This is a genomic window from Shewanella mytili, from assembly GCF_046765975.1.
GTDB classification, from domain to species: Bacteria; Pseudomonadota; Gammaproteobacteria; order Enterobacterales; family Shewanellaceae; genus Shewanella; species Shewanella mytili.
Genome location: NZ_JBKOUD010000017.1, coordinates 23942 through 50090 on the forward strand (window position 1 = coordinate 23942; position 26149 = coordinate 50090).

The 26149-nt window shown below is 54.3% G+C and carries 21 protein-coding genes; 8 read left to right on the plus strand and 13 right to left on the minus strand.

Annotated features, from left to right (window positions below; all coding sequences use genetic code 11):
- Window positions 1–2: 2 nt before the first annotated feature.
- The 7 genes from ACIDEJ_RS13730 to hyaA (ACIDEJ_RS13760) form a co-directional block, all read right to left on the minus strand.
- On the minus strand, window positions 3–602 hold the full coding sequence (locus ACIDEJ_RS13730; RefSeq protein WP_411988633.1) for a HyaD/HybD family hydrogenase maturation endopeptidase: 600 nt from the start codon (window positions 600–602) through the stop codon (window positions 3–5).
- Between the two features lie 16 nt (window positions 603–618).
- Window positions 619–1287, minus strand: a complete 669-nt coding sequence (cybH, locus tag ACIDEJ_RS13735; RefSeq protein WP_411988634.1) for a Ni/Fe-hydrogenase, b-type cytochrome subunit — start codon at window positions 1285–1287, stop codon at window positions 619–621.
- Between the two features lie 14 nt (window positions 1288–1301).
- The gene (gene hyaB, locus ACIDEJ_RS13740) at window positions 1302–3005 is read right to left on the minus strand and encodes a nickel-dependent hydrogenase large subunit (protein ID WP_411988635.1); all 1704 of its coding nucleotides are present in this window, start codon (window positions 3003–3005) and stop codon (window positions 1302–1304) included.
- A 3-nt stretch (window positions 3006–3008) separates the two neighbouring features.
- The gene (gene hyaA / locus ACIDEJ_RS13745) at window positions 3009–4145 is read right to left on the minus strand and encodes a nickel-dependent hydrogenase small subunit (RefSeq protein ID WP_411988636.1); all 1137 of its coding nucleotides are present in this window, start codon (window positions 4143–4145) and stop codon (window positions 3009–3011) included.
- A 438-nt stretch (window positions 4146–4583) separates the two neighbouring features.
- Window positions 4584–5261 (minus strand): Ni/Fe-hydrogenase, b-type cytochrome subunit, encoded by a 678-nt coding sequence (cybH, locus tag ACIDEJ_RS13750; protein WP_411988637.1) that lies wholly within the window; start codon window positions 5259–5261, stop codon window positions 4584–4586.
- A gap of 12 nt (window positions 5262–5273) precedes the next feature.
- Window positions 5274–6977 (minus strand): nickel-dependent hydrogenase large subunit, encoded by a 1704-nt coding sequence (locus tag ACIDEJ_RS13755; RefSeq protein ID WP_411988638.1) that lies wholly within the window; start codon window positions 6975–6977, stop codon window positions 5274–5276.
- Window positions 6978–6980: 3 nt separating this feature from the next.
- Window positions 6981–8117 carry a nickel-dependent hydrogenase small subunit gene (hyaA, locus tag ACIDEJ_RS13760; RefSeq protein ID WP_411988639.1) on the minus strand — a complete coding sequence of 379 codons (1137 nt, stop codon included), beginning with the start codon at window positions 8115–8117 and terminating at the stop codon, window positions 6981–6983.
- A 405-nt stretch (window positions 8118–8522) separates the two neighbouring features.
- Between hyaA (ACIDEJ_RS13760) and ACIDEJ_RS13765 the strand changes: the two genes are divergently transcribed.
- Together ACIDEJ_RS13765 and ACIDEJ_RS13770 are read left to right on the plus strand one after the other, a co-directional pair.
- Window positions 8523–9182: a response regulator gene (locus ACIDEJ_RS13765; protein WP_411988640.1), complete on the plus strand. Its 660-nt coding sequence runs from the start codon at window positions 8523–8525 to the stop codon at window positions 9180–9182.
- A 3-nt stretch (window positions 9183–9185) separates the two neighbouring features.
- Window positions 9186–10568 carry an ATP-binding protein gene (locus ACIDEJ_RS13770; protein ID WP_411988641.1) on the plus strand — a complete coding sequence of 461 codons (1383 nt, stop codon included), beginning with the start codon at window positions 9186–9188 and terminating at the stop codon, window positions 10566–10568.
- Between the two features lie 74 nt (window positions 10569–10642).
- Here the strand turns inward: ACIDEJ_RS13770 and nikR are convergent, their stop codons facing one another.
- Window positions 10643–11056 carry a nickel-responsive transcriptional regulator NikR gene (gene nikR / locus ACIDEJ_RS13775; RefSeq protein ID WP_411988642.1) on the minus strand — a complete coding sequence of 138 codons (414 nt, stop codon included), beginning with the start codon at window positions 11054–11056 and terminating at the stop codon, window positions 10643–10645.
- A gap of 292 nt (window positions 11057–11348) precedes the next feature.
- Complete coding sequence (gene asnS / locus ACIDEJ_RS13780; protein ID WP_411988643.1) at window positions 11349–12749, minus strand: asparagine--tRNA ligase; 1401 nt, start codon at window positions 12747–12749, stop codon at window positions 11349–11351.
- A gap of 194 nt (window positions 12750–12943) precedes the next feature.
- On the opposite strand from asnS, the gene ACIDEJ_RS13785 reads away from it, so the two are divergent.
- Window positions 12944–13282: a hypothetical protein gene (locus ACIDEJ_RS13785; protein ID WP_411988644.1), complete on the plus strand. Its 339-nt coding sequence runs from the start codon at window positions 12944–12946 to the stop codon at window positions 13280–13282.
- Here the strand turns inward: ACIDEJ_RS13785 and ACIDEJ_RS13790 are convergent.
- A complete protein-coding gene (locus tag ACIDEJ_RS13790; RefSeq protein WP_411988645.1) occupies window positions 13258–13857 on the minus strand; it encodes a CoA pyrophosphatase in 600 nt (199 codons plus the stop codon). The genes ACIDEJ_RS13785 and ACIDEJ_RS13790 overlap by 25 nt on opposite strands.
- Before the next feature lie 4 nt (window positions 13858–13861).
- A complete protein-coding gene (gene pabB, locus ACIDEJ_RS13795; RefSeq protein WP_411988646.1) occupies window positions 13862–15274 on the minus strand; it encodes an aminodeoxychorismate synthase component I in 1413 nt (470 codons plus the stop codon).
- A gap of 219 nt (window positions 15275–15493) precedes the next feature.
- Here pabB and ACIDEJ_RS13800 point away from each other — a divergent pair, with 219 nt between their 5' ends.
- Window positions 15494–17014: a fumarate hydratase gene (locus ACIDEJ_RS13800; protein WP_411988647.1), complete on the plus strand. Its 1521-nt coding sequence runs from the start codon at window positions 15494–15496 to the stop codon at window positions 17012–17014.
- A gap of 82 nt (window positions 17015–17096) precedes the next feature.
- On the plus strand, window positions 17097–19157 hold the full coding sequence (locus ACIDEJ_RS13805) for a S9 family peptidase (protein WP_411988648.1): 2061 nt from the start codon (window positions 17097–17099) through the stop codon (window positions 19155–19157).
- Window positions 19158–19284: 127 nt separating this feature from the next.
- On the opposite strand, the gene pyk is transcribed toward ACIDEJ_RS13805, so the two are convergent.
- On the minus strand, window positions 19285–20721 hold the full coding sequence (gene pyk, locus ACIDEJ_RS13810) for a pyruvate kinase (RefSeq protein WP_411988649.1): 1437 nt from the start codon (window positions 20719–20721) through the stop codon (window positions 19285–19287).
- 174 nt (window positions 20722–20895) lie between these two features.
- A complete protein-coding gene (locus ACIDEJ_RS13815) occupies window positions 20896–21750 on the minus strand; it encodes a MurR/RpiR family transcriptional regulator (RefSeq protein WP_411988650.1) in 855 nt (284 codons plus the stop codon).
- A gap of 346 nt (window positions 21751–22096) precedes the next feature.
- Between ACIDEJ_RS13815 and zwf the strand changes: the two genes are divergently transcribed.
- From zwf to edd, 3 genes are read left to right on the plus strand one after another with little or no spacing between them, the layout of a single operon-like run.
- Complete coding sequence (gene zwf, locus ACIDEJ_RS13820; RefSeq protein ID WP_411988651.1) at window positions 22097–23569, plus strand: glucose-6-phosphate dehydrogenase; 1473 nt, start codon at window positions 22097–22099, stop codon at window positions 23567–23569.
- A 9-nt stretch (window positions 23570–23578) separates the two neighbouring features.
- Window positions 23579–24283 carry a 6-phosphogluconolactonase gene (gene pgl, locus ACIDEJ_RS13825; RefSeq protein WP_411988652.1) on the plus strand — a complete coding sequence of 235 codons (705 nt, stop codon included), beginning with the start codon at window positions 23579–23581 and terminating at the stop codon, window positions 24281–24283.
- A 9-nt stretch (window positions 24284–24292) separates the two neighbouring features.
- Window positions 24293–26149: a phosphogluconate dehydratase gene (gene edd / locus ACIDEJ_RS13830; protein ID WP_411988653.1), complete on the plus strand. Its 1857-nt coding sequence runs from the start codon at window positions 24293–24295 to the stop codon at window positions 26147–26149.

Consider the following 26149-nt stretch of genomic DNA (forward strand, 5'->3'; position numbering starts at 1 on the left):
TATTAATCGGTGTCCTGCGTTTCCTGCCGGCACGCGGCTTGGCCGCTGCTTCTGTCGCCCATGGACAGACGGGGTTTGTAGGATTGCGGAATCAGATCTGCAATGTCAGTGTGGGAAATGCGCTCACATTGCCATCCAAGATTTTGTAGGTAATGGATAAGGGTACGTTCCATAACCGGTACCGCAGCTGCAATGCGTTCGGTTAACCCTAAGGTCATGGGTTCAATAACGGTGGGTGTTACGCCCAGTACCATGGTATGGGGACGATCGCCCAGCATTTCCATCATTGTCAGGGTTTGCAGCATCTCCACTTCATGGGCGCTGCCTTGCCAGTCAACTTCTGGGGGGGCTTGATCAAAATCGAAAAAGTAAACTTCTCCGGGGCCGCAGTCAGCCGCATTGATGGTATCCACCACAATCAGTGCATCGTATTGACTGATAATCGGGGTGAGACCCTGGGCCAGCGTGCCGCCATCGAGCATCACCAGCTCATGCTCTGGATGGGAGAAGCGGTAGTTTGCATGAATATAATTGACAAAATGTACGCCGATACCCTCATCGGCGTACAGTACATTGCCAATTCCCAATAATAGTAATTTCATTGGGGACATTGGGCTCCTAGTGTTTTTCTGGATGGTAATCGTATCCTGACACAATGGCGTCTACCGCATTGTGTTTGAAGCGCAGACCATACCAGACAGCCATATAAACGTGGATTACCACGAAGATGATGAACACCCAGGTCATGTAATGGTGCCAGATACGCACCATGGCCAGGCCACCCATTGCTTCGGTAAGCCATGCGGCAGAACTCCACATCGCGCCACCCAAGCCGTCGTGGTAAACGTTGGCATACAATACCAGCCCGGTGATACAGATCAATCCAGCCATGACAGATATCGCAAAATAAGTCATGAACTGCAAAGGTCCGTAGACCCCGGCCTTGTTCAGATGGCCCATCCACAGATAGGACTTAATCTGTGCAATCCAGCTTTTGAAGCACATGACGTCCTTGAAGGAGCGTCGCTCGATATCGCTTTTACTGAAGAAAAACAGATAAGCACGAGCCAGGGTGATGGCACACAACACGAAGCCAAACACCAGATGCGCAAAGCGGATCCAGCCCTGAACCAATACGTCAGTGGAATCAGCACCCACCACGTAAGGCCACGAAATATAGAGACCGGTAGCCACCAGTATTGCAATCGCCAGCGCTCTCAGCCAGTGAAAGATACGTATTGCGGCACTAAAGACTTTTACCTGTTTATAGGCAATACTTGCTGCCATAACACTTTCCCTCCTTACAGGCCGTTGGGATCAACGCGGAATTCACCCATAGACTGACCTTTGTAATCCATAACATGCACGGCACAGGCCATACATGGGTCAAATGAGTGGATAATACGAATAACTTCCAGCGGTTTAGTTGGATCTTCCAGTTTCAAGCCCACCAGAGATGCTTCATAGGGGCCGATTTTGCCATTGGCATCCACAGGACCTGCGTTCCAGGTGGTAGGTACCACTGCCTGATAGTTTTCTACCAAGCCGCCCTTGATGCGGATCCAGTGACTCAACATGCCACGTGGGGCTTCAATCATGCCAACACCGCGGTATTCTTTGTTGGGGTCAATCACAGGTTGCACGTAGGTGGATTCATCGCTCAGCATGTTGGTCAGCAGGGCGTTGAAGGTCTTCATGCTTTCCTTGGCCACAATGGAGGTCTGCAGCATGCGGGCGGCAGTACGACCCAATGTGGTGAACAGGGCTTCGATTGGCAGACCGGTGCGTTGCAGCAGGCCATTAACCGCATCAACCACCACCTGGTTGCCTTTGGCATAGTTCACCAGCAGGCAGGACAGTGGACCCACTTCAACAGGCTCGCCGTTGTAGCGTGGTGATTTCACCCAGCTGTACTTGTTGTCGCCGTCCACGGTAGGCAGTTTGCCATATACGGTGTCGCGTTCAACAAAACCGGTGTAATCAGGCACTGTGGTACCGTCATAAGGATGCTGGGCATCATCGGCTTTATACCAAGCGTGAGTCACGTCTTCGGCAATCAGGTTAGGATTGATGTCGGTGACATTGCTCAGGTCGCCGTTCATGATCACACCCTGCTGGAAGATGTATTCACCGTCCGCAGTCACGAAATCATTGGTCGCCATGAAGTTGTGGATTTTCACGCCGCCCAGCACGGAAGGTTCCTTGCCGAAGGCTTCAGCCGCCATGATAACGTCGGCTTTATAAGCGCGCTCAATAAAGTCGGCCACGATATCGTGTTTCTGTTTCCACTCTTGCAAGCGGGCAGGGCTCAGCATGTCACGTACAGAAGTCACACCACCGACAACCAGGGATTGTGGATGGGGCTGCTTACCACCGAAGATGGCCAGCATTTCTGCTGCAATGCGTTGCACTTCCAGCGCTTTCAGGTAGTGAGACAAGGCAATCAGGTTTTGTTCTGGGGTGAACTTGTAAGTTCCGTTGCCCCAGTAAGCATTGGCGAATGGGCCAAGTTTACCGGTTTCAACAAAGCCTTTTACCCGTTCCTGCACGGCGCGCAGTTCGCCTTCGCCAGCGGCAATAGGCTTGTCGGTGTATTGCAATGCAACCTGGGCGGCTTTCACGGGGTCAGCGCTCAGTGCAGAGACAACATCCACCCAGTCCAGACCGTGCAGGTGATAGAAATGCACCACGTGGTCATGCATGAACAGGGAAGTGTGCATCAGTGAACGCAGGTAACGGGCGTTCAGCGGGATTTTAATGCCCAGTGCATCTTCTACCGCTTCAGTACCGCAACGGTAGTGAGAATAGGTACATACACCACAGATACGTTGCACAATCAGGCCAACGTCCATGGGGGTACGGCCTTTGAGGATCACTTCAATACCGCGCCACAGCGTAGATGCTGACCACGCTTTTTGAATCACATTATTTTCATCCACTTCCACTTCAATGCGGAGGTGACCCTCAATACGGGTGATGGGATCGATAACGACACGTTGGTTCATTGATTAGTCCTCCTCGGAACCGATAAACAGACTGGCGACAGCGTGGGCACCGATACCGACGACGGTAGCACCAAGAATGACGGCACCGATGGTGTCAGCTGTGGCATCCAGACCATGGAGCAACTGACGGCCAAGAGGTTTTTCAAAGTCAGCCATATCGTCCCAGAAGTTGGGTTCAGAGCAACCCATGCAGCCGTGGCCTGCCAATACGGGCCAGCTTACATGGTGGTTAAAACGTTCAGTAGGGCAGTTGTTGTAAGTGTAAGGGCCTTTACAGCCTACCTTGTACAGGCAGTAGCCTTCTTTGGCACCTTCATCACCAAACTGCTCAACAAATTCACCGGCATCGAAACGGCCACGACGTTCACAGTTGTCATGTACCCGTGCGCCATAGGCCCATTTTGGCCGGTTATACATATCCAGTGCGGGTAAGCGACCGAACATGATGAAGTACATTAATGTACCGACAATGTTCTTTTCACTTGGTGGGCAACCACCCAAGTTGACCACTGCTTTGTCAACCACTTCATATACGCCTTTGGCGCCAGTAGGGTTAGGTGCAGCGGCCTGAATGCCACCGAAAGAAGAACAAGTACCAACAGAAATAATGGCAGCAGCGCCTTCGGCAGCTTCTTTCACGATTTCCAGACCGGTATGGCCCTTACAGCCAACCGTCAGGAACGCGCCATTATTGGCAGTGGGCACAGCCCCTTCAACTGCCAGCAGGTATTTGCCTTTGTAGGCTTCCAGTGCGTGTTCCAGATTTTCTTCTGCCTGCCAGCCAGCTGCGGCCATCAGGGTTTCATGATACTCCAGAGAGATATGATCAAAAATCAGTGAATCGAGATTAGGAGTATCGGCCCGAACAAGAGACTCGGAACAACCAGTACACTCGGCTAAGTGCAACCAAATCAATGGTACCCGGTCAGCCAGTTCTGCGGCTTCTGCGACCAGATTGCTGAAGGGCAGGGGCAGTGCCAGTAAGGCGGTAACCGAAGCGCTCCATTTCATGAAGTCACGACGGGTAATACCGTGCGCCAGCATGCGTTCCTGCAGTGATTTATCCTGACGGGGGGGCAGTTGGCGAAGTTCCTCCAACCGTTTCCGTCCCTGTTCATAGAGGGCTGAATGTGTGTCCATGGGTTTACCTTAATGTTGTTTTTAAAAGGCGATTTGCGTTAAAGCTCACACAGTTAACAGCGTTAGTGTAGGGGGATAGGCGCGGTAAAATCTTGAGGTGCATCAATTTTCTATAAAAGATGAGAGCCCAGAGTTAATTAGTTATTCACAATATGATGGCGATCAAATATTGCATCCGTCATTTGGACAAATTGTCCATTTCTCTCGAATGACTCGTAACAGACGGATTTTAAGGTATTTTATCTGCCACTTAAAAATTTTTTTTGTGATATTTGCGGCAGATTTGTGTTTGGCGTTAAGAAAATCGCTTTTTTTCGTGACACAAACCGATAACAAATCAGCAATATGGATAGCATCTGCGCATTTATAATGCCGTGTTTGTTCATTATGGCATCAGGACGGGGAAAACAGCCGCTTTGCCCCGTCCTGACGGAGGATTTAAGGATGGGGTTGTTGCGGGCGATAGTCGTACCCTGACACAATGGCATCCACCGCATTGTGCCGGAAGCGGATCCCGAACCATACCGCCATGTAGATATGGATAATCAGAAACACCACAAAGCACCAGGTCACATAATGGTGCAAGATACGCACCATGGCCAGGCCGCCCATGGCTTCCGTTAACCAGCTGGCAGAACTCCACAAGGCGCCGCCAAGCCCTTCATGATACACGTTGGCATATAACACCAAGCCGGTAACGCACATGAAGGCTGCCAGCAGTGAAATGACAAAATAGGTCATGAACTGCAACGGCCCATAGACGCCGGCTTTTTTCAGGTGGCCCATCCATAAATAGGATTTTATCTGGGCTATCCAGCTACTAAGGCGCATCACATCCTTGAAGGAGCGCCGCTCGATATCGCTTTTACTGAAAAAGAACAGGTAGGCGCGCACCGCGGTGATGGCGCAAAGGGCAAAACCGCAGATAAGGTGCGCCACTCGGATCCAGCCTTGCACCAGCACATCGGTGCTATCCGCGCCCACCAGGTAGGGCCACGAGATGTAAAACCCCGTGGCAACCAGCAATACGATTGCCAGCGCCCGTAACCAGTGAAATGCCCGGATGGCTCCGCTGAACACTTTTTCCTGTTGATAGGAAACCGTTGTGGTTTTCATCTTCCACTCTCCTTAGCAAGCACTGGCGCCTACACGGAATTCACCCAAAGATTGCCCTTTGTAATCCATCATGTGTACTGAACATGCCATACAGGGGTCAAAGGAATGGATGATGCGTAATACTTCCAGTGGTTTGGTGGGATCTTCCAGTTTGAGGCCCACCAGTGAGGCTTCATAGGGGCCAATGTTGCCGTTGGCGTCCATGGGGCCGGCATTCCAGGTAGTAGGCACTACCGCCTGATAGTTTTCCACCACGCCGCCTTTAATCCGTACCCAGTGGCTCAGCATGCCGCGAGGGGCTTCGATGATGGAATGGCCCACGTATTCCTTGTTGGGGTCAATCTGGGGTTTACGGTACAAGGATTCGTCGCTTTTCAGGTTGGTCACCAGTGCGTTGAAAATCTTGTTGCTTTCCTTGGCGATAATGGAGGTTTGCACCATGCGGGCGGCGGTGCGTCCAAGGGTGGTGTAAAGGGCTTCCAGTGGCAGGCCAGTGCGTTGCAGCAGCTCGTCCACCGCTTCCACGACCACGGGGTTCCCCTTGGCATAGTTCACCAGCAGACAGGCCAGGGGACCCACTTCCATGGGCTCGCCATTGTAGCGGGGAGATTTCACCCAGCTGTACTTGTTGTCACCATCCACGGTGGGCAGTTTGCCATAAACCGTGTCGCGCTCTACAAAGCCTGTGTATTCGGGAATGGTGGTGCCGTCATAAGGGTGCTGCGGTTTATCCGCCTTGTACCAGGAGTGGGTGACATCTTCCGCAATCAGCGCCGGGTCCACATCAGTGACACTGTTCAAATCCCGGTTATGGATAACCCCCTGCTGGAAGACATACTGGCCATCGGCGCCAATGAACTCGTCACAACAGATGAAGTTGGGTACATTCACCCCGCCCAGTACGGAGGCTTCGGCACCAAAGGCATCGGCGGCCATGAGGATGTCGGCCTTATAGGCGCGCTCAACAAATTCCGCCACGATATCGTGCTTGGTTTGCCACTCCTGCAGCCGCGCCGGGTTCACCAGATCGCGCACGGATGTCATGCCGCCCACCACCACGGACTGGGGATGTGGCTGTTTGCCGCCGAAAATCGCCATCATCTCTGCCGCCACCCGTTGGATCTCGAGGGCTTTGAGGTAATGCGACAGGGCAATCAGGTTCTGCTCGGGTGAAAAACGATAGGTTTTATTGCCCCAGTAGGCGTTGGCAAAGGGGCCAAGCCGTCCTTTATCCACAAATCCCTGCACCTTTTTCTGCACATGGTGCAAGTCGCCTTCACCGGCGGCCATGGGATCATCACTGTACTTCATGGCCACTTGCGCTGCCTTGGCAGGATCAGCCTTAAGGGCAGAGAGCACGTCCACCCAGTCCAGGGCATGCAGGTGATAAAAATGCACTATGTGATCATGGTAATGCAGCGCGGTCATCATCAACGAGCGCAGGTATTGGGCGTTGAGGGGAATTTTCACGCCCAGCGCATTTTCCACGGCTTCGGTACCGCAGCGATAATGGGAAAAGGTGCATACGCCACAGATGCGCTGTACCAGCAGGCCCACATCCATGGGAGTACGGCCTTTGAGGATCACTTCAATGCCGCGCCATAAGGTGGAAGATGCCCAAGCTTTTTGAATGACATTTTGTTCATCCACTTCCACTTCAATGCGCAGGTGGCCTTCAATACGGGTGATGGGATCAATCACAACACGTTGGTTCATGGACTACTCCTTCTCAGAACCGATAAACAGACTGGCAACCGTATGGGCACCAATACCTACCGCCGCAGCGCCGAGGATTACCGCACCGATGGTGTCGGCAGTGGCATCCAGGCCATGGAGCAACTGGCGACCCAGCGGTTTTTCAAAGTCCGCCATGTCATCCCAGAAGTTGGGTTCGGAGCAGCCGATGCAGCCATGACCGGCCAATACCGGCCAGCTCACATGGCTGTTGAAACGTTCAGTGGGGCAGTTGTTGTAGGTGTAAGGGCCTTTACAGCCCATTTTGTACAGGCAATAACCGTTTTTGGCGCTGTCATCGCTGAACTCTTCCACAAACTCGCCGGAGTCAAAATGGCCGCGGCGTTCACAGTTGTCATGCACCCGGGCGCCATAAGCCCATTTGGGACGGTTATACATGTCCAGTGCCGGCAGGCGGCCGAACATGACAAAATACATCAAGGTGCCCACAATGTTTTTCTCGCTGGGCGGACAGCCCCCCAGGTTGATGACGGTTTTGTCGATGACTTCATGTACCCCTTTGGCACCCGTAGGGTTGGGGGCGGCGGCTTGCACGCCACCAAAAGAGGCACAGGTGCCAACCGAAATGATGGCGGCGGCGCCTTCTGCGGCAGTGCGCACGGACTGCAAGCCGGTTTGGCCCTTACAGCCCACGGTGAGAAACGCGCCGTTATTGGCGGTAGGCACGGCGCCTTCAATGGCCAGCAGATAGTTGCCTTTGTAGTGCTCCAGTGCGTGCTCCAGATTTTCATCCGCCTGCCAACCGGCAGCGGCCATCAGGGTCTCGTGGTACTCCAGTGAAATATGGTTAAAAATCAGGGTGTCAAGGTCGGGGGTGTCGGCGCGGGTGAGGGATTCTGAACAACCGGTGCATTCTGCCATGTGCAGCCATACCAGCGGCACCCGGTCGGCCAGTTCGGCAGCTTCCGCCACCAAGTTACTGAAGGGCAGGGGCAGTGCCAGCAATGCGGAAACGGACGCGGTCCATTTCATGAAATCGCGGCGACTGATGCCGTATTCCAACAAGCGCTCTTGCAGTGTTTGTTCTTGACGTTGGGGTAACTGCTTTAGCTGATCAAGCCGTTGCCGTCCTTGTTGATAAAGGGCTGAGTGAGTATCCATGGATTTGCCTTAATGTTGTACCTGAAAGAGCGGTGTTCACACACCAACACCGCACCTGCCACATTGTGTTGATTTTGTGCGTGGTCTTTTGAAAATGACAAAAGTATGACCAGTGTCATTAAATAAATAAATTTGAGACATGGTACGCAATAAAAATCACATAAAATTGATCTAGGTCAATAAATTGAAATTACCGCACAAAAACTAAGCGCATTATTCGCCGTTATTGCCAGGTGGTGGCATGAAGGGAAACGCAAAGGGTTTCTATACTGTCAGAACACTGGTAGTGGCAGGGGAAGAAACGTTATTATCGGGAAAAGCAGTTTAAGATCCCGTGGTTATCTCACACTACTGCATCAAACTTTTATGGCGGGCTCATCACGGGTCGACAGAATTGACATCAATATGCGCATACTTTTAGTTGAGGATAACGAGCTGTTGGCTCAGGGAATCGTGTTGAGTCTGGAGAAACTGGACTTTCAGGTGGATCATGTTGCCACCATCAGCCAGGCAGAAACGGCCATTCATAATGAAGCCATCAGTGCCATCGTGCTGGATTTGGGCTTGCCGGACGGTAATGGCCGCACGTTGCTGCAGCAATGGCGCCAGCGGGGCATTACCACGCCCACCATCGTATTGACCGCCAATACGGACTTTGACACCAAGCTGGCGTGCCTGGACTTAGGTGCGGATGACTATCTGGCCAAGCCGTTTGATGTGCGTGAGCTGGTGGCACGCCTCAAGGCCATTGTGCGGCGCCATCACGGGCTGGATCAAAACCTGTTGGTGGTGGGGGCGCTCAACATGGATTTGAATGCCCATGAAGTGAGTTTTCGCGGGCAGCCGGTCAGTCTGTCCCGGCGGGAGTTTCAACTGTTGCTGGAGCTGGCCCAGTCCAGCGGCCGGGTGCTGACCCGGGCCCAGCTTGAGCAGCTCACCTATGGCTGGGATGAGGTGGGCAGTAATTCCATTGAGGTGCACATTCATCACCTGCGCCGCAAAACCGCGCCGGAGCTGATTAAAACCGTGCGGGGTATTGGTTATACCCTGGCAGAGGTGGAGTGATACATGTCATTACGGCTGTTAATGATGGGGGTGATGTTGCTGGGGATCAGCCTGTCCATCGGGATTTCCAGCTGGCTCAGTACCCATGACTCCCATCAGCAGATAGAAGAGCTGTTTGACGCCCAGATGCTGCAAAGTGCCAAAATGCTGGAGATGTTTTATGGCGCCCAGCCGGAAGAGCACCGCCAAGCACTGGTGACCCATCCGCTATTGCTGGCCATCACTCCCGCCAACGTGGAAACCTTTGACGAGGACGCCAGTGCCAAGAATCTTGCCTACGAGCAAAAGCTGGCGTTCCAGATCTGGCAGCCTGACGGCCACTTGTTGGTGCGCTCCACCAATTCAGCGGCCATTCCCATGGCGAATTTCAACGAGGGGTATCATCGCAACCAGTTTCAGGGCAGCCTGTGGCATATCTACTGTTACTACTCTGTCCGGGATGACATCTGGATTATGGCGGGGCAGCGGGATGATGTGCGCCAGGAGCTGGTGCAGCAGATTGTGGGTAACAGCCTGATTGCACCGGCCATCGTGTTTCCGCTGGTGGCATTGCTGATGCTGTTTTTGTCCTACTGGCTGTTGGAGCCGTTGCAAACGCTGGCAGACAAGTTAAAGCGGCGCCATCCGGATGATTTGACGCCCTTGCAGCTGCAGTTGCCCTCAGAGCTGATGACGGTGCGCGATGCCATTAACGCCTACATTGCCAGGGTGACGGCGGCCATTACCCGCGAGCGGCAGTTTAGTGGCGATGTGGCCCATGAGCTGAAAACCCCGCTGGCGGTGATCAAGTTGCATCATCAGGGATTGCAGCAGGCTACCGAACCTGGCGAAATATTACTGCATCATCAGGCGCTGGATAAAGGCATTGAACAGATAGCCCACACGGTGGAGCAGATGTTGCTGCTGTCGCGCATCGAGTCCCTGGAGCAACTGCAAGTGACCTCGGTGGATTTGGGTGAACTGGTGCAGCAGGTGCTCAACGACATGCTGCCGCTGATTGCCGATTACCAATGGCAACTTGAGCTTCCCCCCCATCTGCAAGTGTGTGCAGACGCCTTTTATCTGAAACTGGTATTGAAGAACATCATTGAAAATGCCTGTAAATATTCGGGAGATGCAGGCCCCATTCGCATCCATGCCTGGCAAGCGCAGCACAATGGCGACGTCATGTTGCAGGTGGTTGATTCAGGCCCGGGGCTTGATGAAGCGCACTGCCAGCAGCTGACGGAGCGTTTTTTCCGGGTAGAGAAAGAAAAAGTGCCGGGTTCCGGGCTGGGATTGTCCATTTGCGCGCAAATCATCAACTTGCATAAAGGGCAGCTGAGCATCAAACCGGGTACGCCTTGCGGGCTAGCGGTACAAATCCGCTTGCCGCCGGCCTGTTAGCAGGCTTGCTGGGGAACAGGTGGGAGCCGGGCGATGATGACCCCGGCTTTTTTAGCCTTTACCGCTTTTGCAACTTACACGATGCCGGCACGGCTCAAACGGGCCAGATTCACCCCTTTGAGTACAGAGATTTTATTCACCAACTGGTTCACTTCAGTGGCCTGGCCTTTGAGAATGATGGTTTCCAGGCAACGGTGATGATCAATGTGCACATGGGTGCTGCATAAAATATGCACCAGATGGTTGTGCTGAATTTCAATCAGTTTTTCAGAAAGCCCCCGTTGGTGGTGATCAAAAATCAGGGTCAGTACCCCCACCACATCTTCCAGGCTGTTATTCCACTGTTTGTCTACAATGCGATCCCGAAACAGATCGCGGATATATTCGGAGCGGGATTGATAACCACGGGCATCAATGTCCGATTCTATCTCTTCAAATAATGACTGTGGCAGGGAAACGGTAAAACGCAAAGTTTCATCATTACTCATGATGTGACCTCAATAAGCTGATGCCGGTATGATGAATGTTCTTATACATTAATCTGTTAGAAATAGCCCACAATGTTGCACTCAGGCGTGATCCAATGCGGATTTCCCGGCGTGAAAGATGGCATTGGCAGACAGGGCAAAGCCTTAGCATTCTGTGCAGCGTTTGCATCATCAAGTGCACGCTACATAAAAGGATAAGTATGCAGGGGGCCAAATAGCCATGGGGGCTGCACCATCCAGCAACACATCACCCTGCACTGGTGGCAGGGTGAACATGTGGCATGCGGCTTGATTAGAAGTTGGCGGAACGGGGGGCGCGAGGGAACGGGATCACGTCACGGATGTTGGATACACCGGTCACGTAAGACACCAAACGTTCAAAGCCAAGGCCGAAACCGGCATGGGGCACGGTGCCATAACGGCGCAGATCCCGGTACCACCAGTAATCCTCCTTGGCCAGCCCCATTTCATCCATGCGCTGATCCAGTACATCCAAGCGTTCTTCACGCTGGGAACCACCAATGATTTCACCAATACCGGGAGCCAATACATCCATGGCGGCCACGGTTTTGCCATCTTCATTGAGGCGCATGTAGAAGGCCTTGATGTCTTTTGGATAGTTCTTGACCACAACCGGTGCATGGAAGTGTTCTTCTGCCAGATAGCGTTCATGCTCTGACTGCAAGTCAGTGCCCCATTCCACCGGGAAGTCGAATTTTTTGCCGCAGTTTTGCAAAATTTCCACCGCATCGGTGTAATCCACCTGGGCAAAATCACTGCTGACAAAACGTTCCAGACGTTCAATAACCGTTTTATCCACCCGCTGGGCGAAAAATTTCATGTCATCCATGCGCTCGGTCAATACGGCCTTGAAGGCGTATTTGAGCATGGCTTCAGCCAGTGCGGCCACATCGTTAAGATCAGCAAAAGCCACTTCGGGCTCCACCATCCAGAACTCGGCCAAGTGACGGCTGGTATTGGAGTTTTCAGCGCGGAAAGTGGGGCCGAAAGTATAAATCTTTGACAGGGCACAAGCGTAGGTTTCGCCGTTCAGCTGGCCGGATACGGTCAAAAAGGCCTCTTTGCCGAAGAAGTCTTTATCGTAATCCACCTTGCCGTTTTCACCACGGGGCAGGTTTTCCATGTCCAGCGTGGACACCCGGAACATTTCACCGGCGCCTTCGGTATCGGAAGCGGTGATCAGCGGGGTGGACACCCACACAAAGCCGTTTTCATGATAGAAACGGTGAATGGCCTGAGACAGGCAGTTACGCACGCGAGCCACGGCGCCAATCAGGTTGGTCCGGGGGCGCAGATGGGCCAGTTCCCGCAGGTGTTCCACCGAGTGGCGTTTGGCGGCCATGGGGTAAGTGTCCGGATCATCCACCCAGCCACAGACTTCAACCTGAGTCACCTGCAGTTCGTAATCCTGGCCAGCCCCTGGGCTTTCTACCACTTCACCGGTCACAATCACGGAACAACCGGTGGTCAGCTTGAGCACTTCATCGTTGTAATTGGGCAGATTATTGGGCACAACCCCCTGGATTGGATCAAAACAGGAGCCGTCATAGACAGCAAGAAAAGAAATCCCGGCTTTGGAATCCCGGCGGGTACGAACCCAGCCACGGACGGTAACTTCAGAACCGACCGCATATTCGCCTTTAAATACAGATGCGACAGATGCAATGCTCATTATTGCTTTGTTCTCCAGTGAAACGTGTTGCCGTCCAGACACGGTGACGGCGATAGTGCGTCAGGCCGGATGGGCCAACACAGCTGTGTACCAAAAATTGGAGGTTTATATTACCTTGCTGGTGGCTTTTCTCAAGTTGAAAAAGGTATTCTGGAACCATTCTCCGTCTTCCGGGTGAACAAGGTGCCAGCAAAATGAAAAAACTGCGTATATTACAGATAGTTTTAGCTGTGTTATCCATTGCCGGATGGGGATTGGCCCTGTACGCCCTGATATTGTTTCACGATGCAAGGCCGGATCGGGCCGTGGGCTATTTTTTCAGCCGCGGGGCACAGGTGCGCTTGCAGTGGGATCTGCAAGGAACCTTGCAGCTGGAGTATATCATCTGGCTTTGCGCCGGGCTCAGTTTTACCAGCATGGCCCTGAACTGGTATCTGGCCAGCCATTACCGCATGGGTTACTGGTTCAACATTCCGTTGCTGCTTTTAAGCTCCGTGACCGCCGGGCTTTACCTGCGGTTTGTCATCCTGTAGTCATGAGCGCCGATGACATCGCAAAAGGTGTCGATAATGGCGGCGGTAGCACCCCAGATCAAGCGCCCTTCGTAGGGAATGAATGTCAGAGGATGGCGGCGTTGATGGCGCTGCAGGGTAATCACATGGCGGCAATCTGGCTGCAGTAAAAACGCCAGCGGCAAACTGAAAAGCTCGCTGACCTCCCCTGGATTTAGGCACGGGCGAAACGGCTGCTGCACAATGCCCACCACCGGGGTGATGTTAAAGCCGGTAATGGTATGGTGCTCCGGCAAGGTGCCCAGTAACTGCACATGGTCAGGGGGCAGGCCTATCTCTTCTTGCGCTTCCCTAAGGGCGGTATCCAGCAAGGTGTCATCTTGTGGCTCCTGCTTGCCACCGGGAAAGCTCACTTGCCCCGGATGGGCCTTCAGATGGGCAGGCCGCTGGGTCAGCAATACTTCCAGCCCCCGGGGGCCGGCTTGAAACGCCATCAGTACCGCTGCCGGGCGCAGTTTTTGCGGTACCCAGGGCGGTTGGCGCAGCGGCGCTGTCACGCCCAGTTCAAAGCGCCAGCGCAGTTCGGTCATGTCCACGGTTTCACTCCCTGAATTGGCTCAGTACCGGCAAAATGCGGCTTACCTTGTCGTAGCTTTCCTGATATTCACTCTCGCCCTCGGAATCTGCCACAATGCCGCCGCCGGCCCAGCAGTGCAGTTGGCCATTGGCAGCGATAAGCGTGCGAATGGCAATATTGCTGTCCATTACACCATGTTGGCTGAGATAGGCAATTGCACCACAGTATAAGCTGCGCCGTGAGGGCTCCAGCTCTTCAATAATTTCCATGGCGCGGATTTTGGGGGCACCGGTGATGGAGCCGCCCGGGAACGCCGAGCGTAACAGCGTCAAGGGGGACACGCCCTCAGGCAACTGACCGGTAACGGTGCTCACCAGATGATGCACCGCCGGGAAGCTCTCCAGCGCAAACAATGAGGGCACCGCCACGCTGCCGGGGCTGGCAATTTTACCAATGTCATTGCGTAGCAAATCCACAATCATCAGGTTCTCGGCGCGATTTTTTTCAGACTGCTGCAGCTCGGTTGCCAACTGTTGGTCCTGCTGGGCGTTTGCATGGCGCGGCGCCGTGCCCTTGATGGGCTTGGTTTCAATATGGCCGTTAGCATCCACTGCAATGAAGCGCTCGGGGGAAATGGACAGGGCGCACCCCTGCGGCAGGCGCATGAAAGCGGAGAAGGGCGCGCCATTGGCGCGGCGCAGCGCGCAATAGGCTTGCCATTCATCCCCTTGGTATGCGGCGCTGAAGCGCTGGGTCAGGTTTATCTGGTAACAGTCGCCGCTGTGCAAATAATGCTGAATGCGCTCAAAGCGCGCCAGATACTCGGATTTGCCAAGCTGTAGCTGCCATTCGCCGCAAAGCCTGAAAGGGGCGGGCGTTTTTGCAGCGGGGCGTTGCAATAGTTGTTGCAGCTGCAACAGCGTTTTGGCCAGGGCCTGCTCACCTGCATAATGCACCAGCTGCCAGCATTGCTGCTGCTTGTCATGAATGAGTGCCCAGTCGTAAAGCCCCACCGCCATTTGGGGAAACGGTACATCATCGGCAGCAATTTGCGGCAGGGCTTCAATATGGCGCCCCAAATCATAACCAAAGCAGCCAATGGCGCCGCCGGCAAAGGGTAAGTCACTGGCCTTTTTTTCAGGGAAACAGGCGGTCAATTGTGCTGATAACAGCTGGAAAGGGTCGTTATCTGATACCTGACTGTGGGCGGGGATTGCATCATGCCACTGACAAATCTCAGTGTGCCGGCCCTCGGTGCAAAGGGTGACCCGCGGCCAGGCGCTGATGATGTCAAAGCGGGCATCAGGATGGGCGGCGTCGGCAGAATCCAGCAGAACGGCCCAGGGCTGGGCAGACAAGTAAGAAAACAACTGGGAAACGGAGTCATCCCAATCCAGTGAATATTGTGCAATTTTGCGACTGGTTGAGGTTTGCATCTAATTTTTTAATCCGAAAAATGTGATGTAGCCCAAAAAGCTATGAACGGTTATGATAACAGCCACCAAAAATTATCAGAACAGCCTGATCTTGGGGAATCGTGCGGTGTAACGGTTTTTCTGCGGTGCATTGGGGGCATCGACACTGTAGACGAAGATAGCCTTAAAACACAAGCTAGGAACGCTACAGCAAGGACGGCGAGCAATTGGAGCGCAAACATGTCAGTCATCAAACAAGCTGATTTCATCGACAGTATTGCAGATGCCCTGCAGTACATCTCTTATTATCATCCCAAGGATTTTATTGACGCAATGGCCGAGGCCTATGAGCGTGAACAGAATCCGGCCGCAAAAGATGCCATTGCACAGATTTTAATCAACTCCCGCATGTCTGCCGAGGGCCACCGGCCATTGTGCCAGGATACCGGGATTGTGACCTGCTTTGTGTATGTGGGCATGGGCGTGCAGTGGGATAAAACCGATCTCACTCTTCAGCAGATGGTGGATGAAGGCACCCGCCGCGCCTATACCAACAGTGACAACACCCTGCGGGCCTCCATTGTGGCCGACCCTGCCGGCAGTCGCAAAAACACCCGGGATAACAGCCCGGCAGTGGTGCATATCGTGTCTGTGCCCGGCAATCAGATTGACGTGGCCATTGCGGCCAAAGGTGGTGGTTCGGAAAACAAATCCAAAATGGCCATGCTCAACCCCTCCGATGACATTGCCGCCTGGGTGGAGAAAACCCTGCCCACCATGGGCGCCGGCTGGTGTCCTCCCGGCATGCTGGGGATTGGCATTGGTGGCACGGCCGAAAAGGCCGCGGTAATGGCCAAAGAAGCCCTGATGGAAAGCGTGGACATTCATGAGCTGAAAGCCCGCGGTGCCCAGACCACCGAAGAAAAATTGCGACTGGATATTTTCAACCGGGCCAACGATTTGGGGATTGGCGCTCAGGGGCTTGGTGGCCTTACTACCGTGCTGGATGTGAAAATCAAGTCCGCGCCCACCCATGCGGCGTCCAAGCCGGTGGTGATGATCCCGAACTGCGCCGCCACCCGCCATGTGCATTTCCATCTGGATGGCACCGGCCCGGCAGTGCTCACCCCGCCGTCACTGGATGACTGGCCGGCCATTACCCGCGCTGCCGGTGACAATACCCGCCGGGTCAATCTGGATACCGTCACCCAAGCCGACATTGAAACCTGGCAAAGCGGCGACACCTTATTGTTGTCAGGCAAAATGCTTACCGGCCGTGATGCGGCCCACAAGCGCATTCAGAGTTTGCTGGAAAGCGGCGAAGGGTTGCCGGACGGGGTGGATTTCAAAGGTAAATTCATCTACTACGTGGGGCCGGTCGATCCGGTGGGCGATGAAGTGGTGGGTCCTGCCGGCCCAACAACCTCCACCCGCATGGACAAATTCACCGACATGATGCTGGATAAAACCGGCCTGATGGGGATGATTGGCAAGGCCGAGCGCGGCCCCGCTACCGTGGCCTCCATCAAACAGCATAAAGCCGTGTACCTGATGGCCGTGGGCGGCGCTGCTTACCTGGTGTCAAAGGCCATCAAAAAGGCGCGAGTGATCGCTTTCGAAGATTTGGGCATGGAAGCGATTTATGAGTTTGAAGTTAAGGACATGCCTGTTACTGTAGCGGTTGACTCCCAAGGGGTTAATGCCCACGAAACCGGCCCGGCTATCTGGAAAGTGAAGATACAAGCGGCGCGCAAGGCGTGAGGATGCATTTCTTAAGGGGCCAGTGATGGCCCCTTTTTGTATAACACCCAAACCATCGAAAAATAACAAAGAAGATCAACAAATGAAAATGAACACTTTGAGTATGGCACTGTTGGCCACCAGTATCGCCATGCCGGCAATGGCCGCGGAGCAAAAGCCATTTACGGTGCAGGATTTGGTTTCACTCAACAAACTGCATTCTGCTGCGGTATCCCATGATGGCAGCAAACTGGTGTACGGTGTTAAAACCGTGGCGGCAGACGGCAAAGCCGAATCCGATCTGTACCTGCTGGACTTGAACGACAAAGCCGCCAAGCCTTTGCAGCTGACTTCGGCCAAGGGCACCGAGCATGATGTCAGTTTCAGCGCCGATGATAACAGCATCTATTTCATTGCCGCCCGTGACGGCAGCAGCCAGTTGTACCGTTTGCCGCTGACTGGCGGCGAAGCCCAGCAAGTGTCCCATCTGCCCCTGGATATTGACGGTTATAAACTGTCTGCCGACGGCAAGCAGGTGGTGATGAGCATTCGGGTATTCCCAGAGTGCGACACCCTGACATGCTCCAAAGAGAAATTCGAGGCGGAAAAAAACCGTAAGAGCAGTGGCCGTGAATACAGCCAGTTGATGGTACGCCACTGGGATACCTGGTTTGATCATGCCCGCAGCCACCTGATTGTGGCGCCCATTGAAAACGGCCAGTTGGGCGATACGGTGGATGTCACCAAGGGGCTGGATACGGAAACCCCGCCAAAACCCTTTTCCGGCATGGAAGAAGTGACCTTCACACCGGACGGCAAATATGTGGTGTACAGCGCCAAGGCCCCATCCAAGGATCAGGCCTGGACCACCAATTACGATTTATGGCAGGTGCCGGTTAACGGCGGGGATACGGTCAATCTTACCGCAGACAACAAAGCCTGGGACGCCCAGCCCGCGTATTCCGCCGATGGCCGCTATCTGGCCTATCTGGCAATGAAAAAACCGGGCTTTGAAGCGGATCGCTACCGCATCATGCTGCGCGATACCGTCACCGGCCAAACCAAAGAGGTGGCGCCATTATGGGATCGCAGCCCGTCTTCCGTGAGTTTCGGCAAGGATAACAACACCCTGTATGTTACCGCCCAGGATGTGGGACAGGTGTCGGTTTTTGCCGTCAACACCCAGTTTGGCGATGTGCGGCCACTGTATAACGATGGCAGCAACAGCTTGGTGGGCATGGCGGGCGAGCGCTTGATCATGCGTCATGCCTCGCTGGTGGAGCCGGGAGATTTATGGTCCATGAACATGGACGGCCAGGACTTGCAGCGCCTGACCGACGTGAACCGTGCCAAGCTCGACAAAATCAAGTTTGGCGATTTCCAGCAGTTCAGTTTCAAGGGCTGGAACAACGAAGAGGTGCACGGCTACTGGCTGAAACCTGCCAACTATGAAGAGGGCAAAAAATATCCGGTGGCATTCTTGGTGCACGGTGGCCCCCAAGGCTCCTTTGGCAACGCTTTCAGCTCCCGCTGGAATCCTGAGCTGTGGGCCGGTGCCGGTTATGCGGTAGTGATGGTGGATTTCCACGGCTCTACCGGTTATGGCCAGGCATTTACCGACGCCATCAGCCTGGACTGGGGTGGCAAACCGCTGGAAGACTTGCAAAAAGGCCTGGCGGCGGTTGCCAAACAGCAACCTTGGATTGACGCCTCCAATGCTTGCGCTCTGGGCGGGTCATACGGCGGCTACATGATGAACTGGATCCAGGGCAACTGGCCTGACGGTTTCAAATGCCTGGTCAACCATGCCGGGTTGTTTGACATGCGCTCCATGTATCATGTCACCGAAGAGTTGTGGTTCCCGGAACATGAATTTGGCGGCACTTACGAACAGGCCAAAGAGCGCTACGAGAAATTCAACCCTGCCAATTACGTGCAAAACTGGAAAACCCCCATGCTGGTGATCCACGGCCAGCAGGATTTCCGGGTGCCTTATGGTCAGGGACTGGCGGCATTTTCCTACATGCAGCGCAATAACATTCCGTCAGAGCTGCTGATTTTCCCTGATGAAAACCACTGGATTCTGAATCCGGAAAACCTGCAGCAGTGGTATGCCAAAATCTTTGACTGGATGGGTCACTGGACCGGCAAGGACGCCAAGTAACCCACTTGGTCAATGTCCATGGCAGCGAATTTGCCTGCTTAATCAAAAACCCGGCGCAATGCCGGGTTTTTATTTGCACCGCTGGCAAAAAAGCGTAACAGCGGCGTGCCATGGTCAACGGTCATGCCTAGGGCACAATCAGCACCTTGCAGGTATTGGTGCCGCCAATGGTTTCCATTACATCACCCTTGGTCATCAGCACCATGTCGCCACTGTGGATGTAACCCTTGTCACGCAAGCATTCCAGCGCTGCTTGGGCCAAAAAGTCCGGGGCATGCAGTGATGAGTCAAACGCCACCGGATACACGCCGCGATAGAGCGCCATGGCCGACAGGGTGCGAACATGACGGGTCAGGGCAATAATCGGCAGGGCGGAGCTGATGCGCGACATCAATTTGGGGGTCGCCCCCGATTCTGTCAGCGCCACAATGGCTTTTACCGCTGGCAGGTGATTGGCCGCATACATGGTGGCCAGTGCAATGGTTTCTTCCACGCCGCTGAAATTCTGATCCATCCGGTGCTTTGACACCCGGATGCTGGGATGCGCCTCCGCGCCAATGCAAACCCTGGCCATGGCGGCAACGGTTTCTTCAGGGTAACTGCCAGCGGCGGTTTCGGCCGACAGCATGACCGCATCTGTGCCATCAAGCACCGCATTGGCCACATCCATCACCTCTGCACGCGTGGGCAGCGGATTGTTGATCATCGACTCCATCATCTGGGTGGCGGTAATGACGATTTTATTGAGCTGACGGGCGCGGCTGATGAGTTTTTTCTGCACGGCCACCAGTGCCGGATCGCCAATTTCCACGCCAAGATCGCCCCGGGCCACCATAACCACATCGGCGGCATTGATAATGTCGTCAATGGCCGCATCGGAGGCCACTGCTTCAGCGCGCTCCACTTTGGCCACCATCAGCGCTTGGCTGCCGGCGGCCTGAGCCAACTGCCGGGCATAATCCAAATCGGCTCCGCAACGTGGAAAGGATACCGCCAGATAATCCACCTCAATCTGGGCGGCGGTCATGATGTCCCGTTTGTCTTTATCGGTCAGCGCCGCGGCAGACAAACCGCCACCGCGTTTGTTAATTCCCTTGTTATTTGACAACGGCCCGGCCACGGTGACCGTGGTATGGACTTGCCGTCCGCTCACGCTGTCCACCTGTAATTGCACCCGGCCGTCATCCAGCATCAGGATGTCACCCACATCCACATCATCGGGCAATTCTTTGTAATCAATGCCAACCTGATGCTGGTTACCGGCGCCAGGGGGCAACTGGGCATCCAGTACGAACGCCTGGCCCTGAGACAACATCACCTTGTTGTCCTCAAAGGTGGAAACCCGGATTTTTGGCCCCTGGAGATCCCCAAGAATGGCTATCTGGACGCCAAGCTCTCGGGCAATTTCCCGGGCTTGGGTGGCGCGTTTGATGTGATCTTCCGTGGAACCGTGGGAAAAATTAAGCCGTACCACATTGGCACCGGCGGCAATGATGCGCCTGAGATTGTCGTCACGGTCAGTGGCAGGCCCCAGTGTGGTGACAATTTTTGTTCTGCGAAACATGGTGTTGATACCCCATTGAGTGTGCAAATGAACGTTTATATCTTAACAGAGTTACCGTGGTTTTGTAGGAAAGTTACAAACAAAAGTCTATGGTGAATATGTTTAGAAATTGTGACGTTAGCGGGAAAAAACGGTAAACGGGCGGCTGCTGGAATGCAACCGCCGCAGGAGGCATTACAATACGTCGGTTTTCTCGACGCGGGATTCTTTGAGCACCTCTTTGACCCGCTTGAGGCTTTCGCGAAAACGGGGGCCGCGGCGCAGGGTAAAACCGGTGGCCAGCACATCCACAATCACCAGTTGCGCCAGTCTTGAGGCCATGGGCAGATACATGTCGGTATCTTCCGGCACTTCCATGGTCACCGGCAGGGTGCACTCCCGGGAAAGTGGTGAATTGCGGGCGGTAATGGCAATCACTGCCGCGCCGTTTTCCTTGGCCAGGCGGGCAATGTCCAGCAGGGATTTGGTGCGGCCGGTATGGGAAATAAGCACTACCACATCGCCTTCATCACAACTGATGCAACTCATGCGCTGCATTAACACATCATCGAAACAAACAACCGGTACATTAAAGCGGAAAAACTTGTTTTGCGCATCGTGAGCCACGGCGGCAGAGGCTCCCAGCCCGAAGAAAGAGATTTTTTTCGCTTGGGTCAGTACATCAACCGCGCGGTTGATGGCAATAGGGTCCACACTTTGGCGGGCGGTATCCAGCGCGGCCATGGAAGATTCGAAAATCTTGTTGGTATAGGAGTCGGGAGAGTCATCTTCCTCTACATGGCGGCTCACATAAGGGGTACCATTAGCCAGACTCTGGGCCAGATGCAGTTTAAAATCGGGGAAACCCTTGGTATCAAGGCGGCGGCAAAAGCGGTTAACCGTTGGTTCACTGACATCCGCCATCTTTGCCAGAGTGGCTATGCTGGAATGAATGGCAGTTTGAGGGGACGCGAGAATAACCTCTGCAACTTTACGCTCAGATTTGCTGAAATGAGACAGGTTCTTTTGAACCTTTTCTAAGGTATTCATATGTTATTAAGTCCGCAGGCCAAATGATTATGTAATTTTATTAGTTTCTTTGATGTAACTTAAACGAAGCATAAAACTCATCCGACGGGTGAACAAGTATGGAAACATCTTGCCACGCTATTTGTCAGCTTAATGCCGGAGCAATAGGGTTTGTAACATGATGAGCATAACAGATCCCGATAATGTATGACCAGTGATAAAGGCGTTAAACCGGACTAAATAACAGATGAGGTTTTTAGTTTTTGTTGTTATATTACAACAGAATTGTATATCGATTTCCTTACGTGTGGTATAAGCTTGACGCTTAACATGAATGCCACCCCAATTCAGAGGAGAGAGTGGAGCGATGGGCAAAACATTATCCGAGACCAAAGCCTGTGATTTTGTACTCTTTGGCATCAAAGGAGACCTCGCCCGGCGCAAATTGTTGCCATCCCTGTATCAGCTCGACAAGGCCAATTTGCTACACCAGGATACCCGCATCATCGGCGTTGCCAAAGATGCCTTTACTCAGGAAGAGTTTATCGACCGTGTAACCCAATCCATCAACCGTTTTGTAAAAGAGGGCGTATGCGCAGAAACCCTGCAACGGTTTTTGGGGCGCTGTCATTACATCGGTACCAATTTTACCGACGTGGATGGCTACGGGGCATTTCATGAAATCCTTGATACCCAAAGCCGGGTCATGGTGAATTACTTTGCCACGCCGCCGGCCATTTTTGGTGACATTTGCCGCTGCCTGCACGAGCAAGGGCTGATTAATGCCGACACCCGGGTGGTGCTGGAAAAACCCATCGGTTCAGATTTGGCCTCATCCAAAGTGATTAACGATCAGGTATCGGCCTACTTTGATGAGCGCCAGGTGTATCGCATCGACCACTATCTGGGCAAGGAAACGGTACAAAACCTGATTGCCCTGCGTTTTGCCAACTCGCTGTTTGCCTCCAAGTGGGATAACCGCACCATTGATCATGTGCAGATCACCGTGGCCGAAGAGGTGGGCATTGAAGGGCGCTGGGGCTATTTTGACAAAGCCGGGCAGATGCGCGACATGATCCAGAACCACCTGCTACAGGTACTGACCCTGATTGCCATGGATCCGCCGGTGAACCTGGATGCCGACAGCATCCGTGATGAAAAAGTCAAAGTGCTCAAGTCGCTGCGTCCCATCACCATGGACAACGTGTTTGAAAACACCGTGCGCGGGCAATATTCCGCCGGATTCCTCAAAGGCTCGCCGGTGCCGGGCTATCTGGAAGAGGAGGGCGCCAATGTGACCTCCAATACGGAAACCTTTGTGGCCTTGCGGGTGGACATTGACAACTGGCGCTGGGCGGGCGTGCCGTTTTATCTGCGCAGCGGCAAGCGCATGCCGTTCAAAAGTTCGGAAATCGTCATCTATTTCAAGAATCCGCCTCACAACCTGTATCGCTCCAGTTACCGCAACCTGCCGCCCAACAAGCTGACCATTCGCTTGCAGCCTCATGAAGGGGTGGAAATCCAGATGATGAACAAGGTGCCGGGGCTGGAGCAAAAACAGCGCCTGCAAACCACCAAACTGGATTTGAGCTTTTCCGATACCTTTAAAGGCGAACGCATTCCCGATGCTTACGAACGCTTGCTGCTGGAAGCCATGCTGGGCAACCAGGCATTGTTCGTGCGCCGGGATGAAGTGGAACAGGCCTGGATTTGGGTGGACGGCATCATCCAGTCTTGGGAGCAGAGTAACGAAAAACCCAAATCCTATCCGGCAGGCACCTGGGGGCCGGTGGCCTCGGTAGCACTGATCACCAAAGACGGCCGTTCCTGGGACGAATAAGGAAGCATCATGCTCAAAGAAACCGTATTCAAGGCATTTGATGATAGCGAGCTGCTGGAGCAGCAATTGGCGGAACGCATTGCCATTGCCTTGCAGCAAGCCATTGATAGCCGTGGCAAAGCCAGTCTGGTGGTCTCCGGCGGCTCCACGCCCATCGGCTTGTTTCAAAAGCTCAGCCGCAAAGTGCTGGACTGGAGCGAAGTGTTCATTACGCTGGCGGATGAGCGTTGGGTTGACCCTCAAAATGATGATTCCAACGAGCATCTGGTGCGCCAGCACCTGTTGCAGCATTGTGCCGCCAGCGCCAAGTTTCGCGGGTTGAAAAACATGTATGCCACCCCGGAAGCTGGCGTGGCCATGACCACCGAGCAGCTGGCCAACATTCCAAGGCCGTTTGATGTGGTGCTGTTGGGTATGGGCAATGACGGCCATACCTGCTCCTGGTTTCCCTCTGCGCCGGCAGAAGAGCTGCAACAGGCGCTGCATGGCGATGGGCTGCTGTACGCCACCCACCCCACCAGCGCGCCCCATGGCCGCATCACGTTGAGCCGCAGCGCCATTCTTGGCAGTCGGCAAATCTACCTGCATTTGGTGGGGCAGCAAAAATTGGCGGTATACAAGCAGGCACTGGCAGGCGATGACATTAACAAGATGCCGGTGCGAGCCATTCTCTCCCAGCACAAAATCCCCGTGGATGTGTACTGGGCCGCGTAAGGAGCAGTTATGAATCCTACAGTTCAGGCGGTTACCGACAGGATAATCGCCCGCAGTAAACACAGCCGTGCCGCTTATTTGGCGGCCATTCATCGTGCCAAGGCCGACGGGGTTTCCCGGGCAAGTCTGGCCTGTGGCAATCTGGCCCACGGCTTTGCCGCCTGCCAAAGTGACGACAAGCAAGCGCTGCAACAACTGAACAAGGCCAATATCGGCATTGTGACCGCCTATAACGACATGTTGTCAGCCCATCAGCCCTTTGAATCCTACCCGCAAATTTTGCGGCAGGCCTGCCATGAAGTGGGCAGTGTGGCACAGGTGGCATCAGGGGTTCCGGCCATGTGCGATGGTGTTACCCAGGGGCAGCCGGGCATGGAGCTTAGCCTCCTGAGCCGGGAAGTGATTGCCATGGCAACTGCGGTGGGCTTGTCCCATAACATGTTTGATGGGGCGCTGTTACTGGGCATTTGCGACAAAATCGTTCCCGGATTGTTAATCGGCGCCCTGAGCTTTGGGCATCTGCCTGCGCTGTTTGTCCCGGCAGGCCCCATGCGCTCTGGCATTCCCAATAAGGAAAAGGCCCGTATCCGCCAGAAATTCGCCCAGGGGTTGGTGGATCGCGAAGCCTTGCTGGAAGCCGAGTCCAAGTCTTACCACAGTGCCGGCACTTGCACCTTTTATGGCACCGCCAACAGCAACCAGCTGGTGCTGGAAGTGATGGGGCTGCAGCTGCCCGGTTCCTCGTTTGTGAATCCGGACGAACCGCTGCGACTGGCATTGACCCAAGCCGCCGCCAAACAGGTGTGCCGCCTGACGGCCCTGGGCACCCAATATACGCCGGTAGGCGAGTTGGTGTGCGAGCAGGCGATTGTCAACGGCATGGTGGCCTTGTTGGCAACCGGTGGCTCCACCAATCTCACCATTCACATGGTGGCGGTGGCCAGAGCGGCGGGCATCATCATCAACTGGGATGATTTTGCCGAACTTTCCGATGTGGTGCCGCTGCTGGCCAAGGTGTATCCCAATGGCCAGGCTGACGTGAACCACTTCCATGCCGCCGGCGGCATGGCCTTTTTGATCCGCCAGCTACTGGATGCAGGCTTGTTGCACGAGCAGGTGAATACCGTGGCAGGCTTTGGCCTCAAGCGTTACACCCAAGAGCCCAAACTGCTGCCACAGGGCTTGACCTGGGTGGATGGCCCCCACACCAGCCTGGACTTGGAGGTACTGGCCACAGTAGCGCAGCCTTTCCAGCAAACCGGCGGCTTGCGGCTGCTGAGCGGCAATCTGGGACGGGCGGTGATGAAAATCTCCGCCGTGGGCGAAGCCCACCGGGTGGTTGAAGCCGAAGCGGTGGTGATTGACGACCAGCTGAAACTCAACGATTTGTTCAGCAGCGGGCAACTGGACAGGGACTGCGTGGTGGTTGTCAAAGGCCAGGGCCCCAAAGCCAACGGCATGCCTGAACTGCATAAACTCACTCCGTTGCTGGGCACGTTGCAGGATAAAGGCTATCACGTGGCGCTGGTTACCGACGGCCGCATGTCTGGCGCTTCCGGCAAGGTGCCGGCCGCCATTCACCTTACCCCGGAAGCACTGGATGGCGGCTTGATTGCCAAAGTGCAAAACGGTGACCGCATTCGGGTGGATGCCCTCAAGGGGGAAATAACGTTGCTGGTGGATGACGCCGAATTGGCAAGCCGCACCGCAGAGCCGGTCAATCTGGCCTCCAACCGTTACGGCATGGGGCGGGAACTGTTTTCCGTGCTGCGGGCCAGTCTTGGCAGCGCCGAAACCGGTGCCCGTTGCACCAGCGCGATTGATGAATGCATTTCCCCTGACCCGTCAATGGAGCCCATGGCATAG

Excerpts from the sequence above, each read along its gene's own strand:
- ACIDEJ_RS13730 (WP_411988633.1), bottom strand. The coding sequence starts at position 602 with ATGAAATTACTATTATTGGGAATTGGCAATGTACTGTACGCCGATGAG.
- cybH (WP_411988634.1), bottom strand. The coding sequence starts at position 1,287 with ATGGCAGCAAGTATTGCCTATAAACAGGTAAAAGTCTTTAGTGCCGCA.
- hyaB (WP_411988635.1), bottom strand. The coding sequence starts at position 3,005 with ATGAACCAACGTGTCGTTATCGATCCCATCACCCGTATTGAGGGTCAC.
- hyaA (WP_411988636.1), bottom strand. The coding sequence starts at position 4,145 with ATGGACACACATTCAGCCCTCTATGAACAGGGACGGAAACGGTTGGAG.
- cybH (WP_411988637.1), bottom strand. The coding sequence starts at position 5,261 with ATGAAAACCACAACGGTTTCCTATCAACAGGAAAAAGTGTTCAGCGGA.
- ACIDEJ_RS13755 (WP_411988638.1), bottom strand. The coding sequence starts at position 6,977 with ATGAACCAACGTGTTGTGATTGATCCCATCACCCGTATTGAAGGCCAC.
- hyaA (WP_411988639.1), bottom strand. The coding sequence starts at position 8,117 with ATGGATACTCACTCAGCCCTTTATCAACAAGGACGGCAACGGCTTGAT.
- ACIDEJ_RS13765 (WP_411988640.1), top strand. The coding sequence starts at position 8,523 with ATGCGCATACTTTTAGTTGAGGATAACGAGCTGTTGGCTCAGGGAATC.
- ACIDEJ_RS13770 (WP_411988641.1), top strand. The coding sequence starts at position 9,186 with ATGTCATTACGGCTGTTAATGATGGGGGTGATGTTGCTGGGGATCAGC.
- nikR (WP_411988642.1), bottom strand. The coding sequence starts at position 11,056 with ATGAGTAATGATGAAACTTTGCGTTTTACCGTTTCCCTGCCACAGTCA.
- asnS (WP_411988643.1), bottom strand. The coding sequence starts at position 12,749 with ATGAGCATTGCATCTGTCGCATCTGTATTTAAAGGCGAATATGCGGTC.
- ACIDEJ_RS13785 (WP_411988644.1), top strand. The coding sequence starts at position 12,944 with ATGAAAAAACTGCGTATATTACAGATAGTTTTAGCTGTGTTATCCATT.
- pabB (WP_411988646.1), bottom strand. The coding sequence starts at position 15,274 with ATGCAAACCTCAACCAGTCGCAAAATTGCACAATATTCACTGGATTGG.
- ACIDEJ_RS13800 (WP_411988647.1), top strand. The coding sequence starts at position 15,494 with ATGTCAGTCATCAAACAAGCTGATTTCATCGACAGTATTGCAGATGCC.
- ACIDEJ_RS13805 (WP_411988648.1), top strand. The coding sequence starts at position 17,097 with ATGAAAATGAACACTTTGAGTATGGCACTGTTGGCCACCAGTATCGCC.
- pyk (WP_411988649.1), bottom strand. The coding sequence starts at position 20,721 with ATGTTTCGCAGAACAAAAATTGTCACCACACTGGGGCCTGCCACTGAC.
- ACIDEJ_RS13815 (WP_411988650.1), bottom strand. The coding sequence starts at position 21,750 with ATGAATACCTTAGAAAAGGTTCAAAAGAACCTGTCTCATTTCAGCAAA.
- zwf (WP_411988651.1), top strand. The coding sequence starts at position 22,097 with ATGGGCAAAACATTATCCGAGACCAAAGCCTGTGATTTTGTACTCTTT.
- pgl (WP_411988652.1), top strand. The coding sequence starts at position 23,579 with ATGCTCAAAGAAACCGTATTCAAGGCATTTGATGATAGCGAGCTGCTG.
- edd (WP_411988653.1), top strand. The coding sequence starts at position 24,293 with ATGAATCCTACAGTTCAGGCGGTTACCGACAGGATAATCGCCCGCAGT.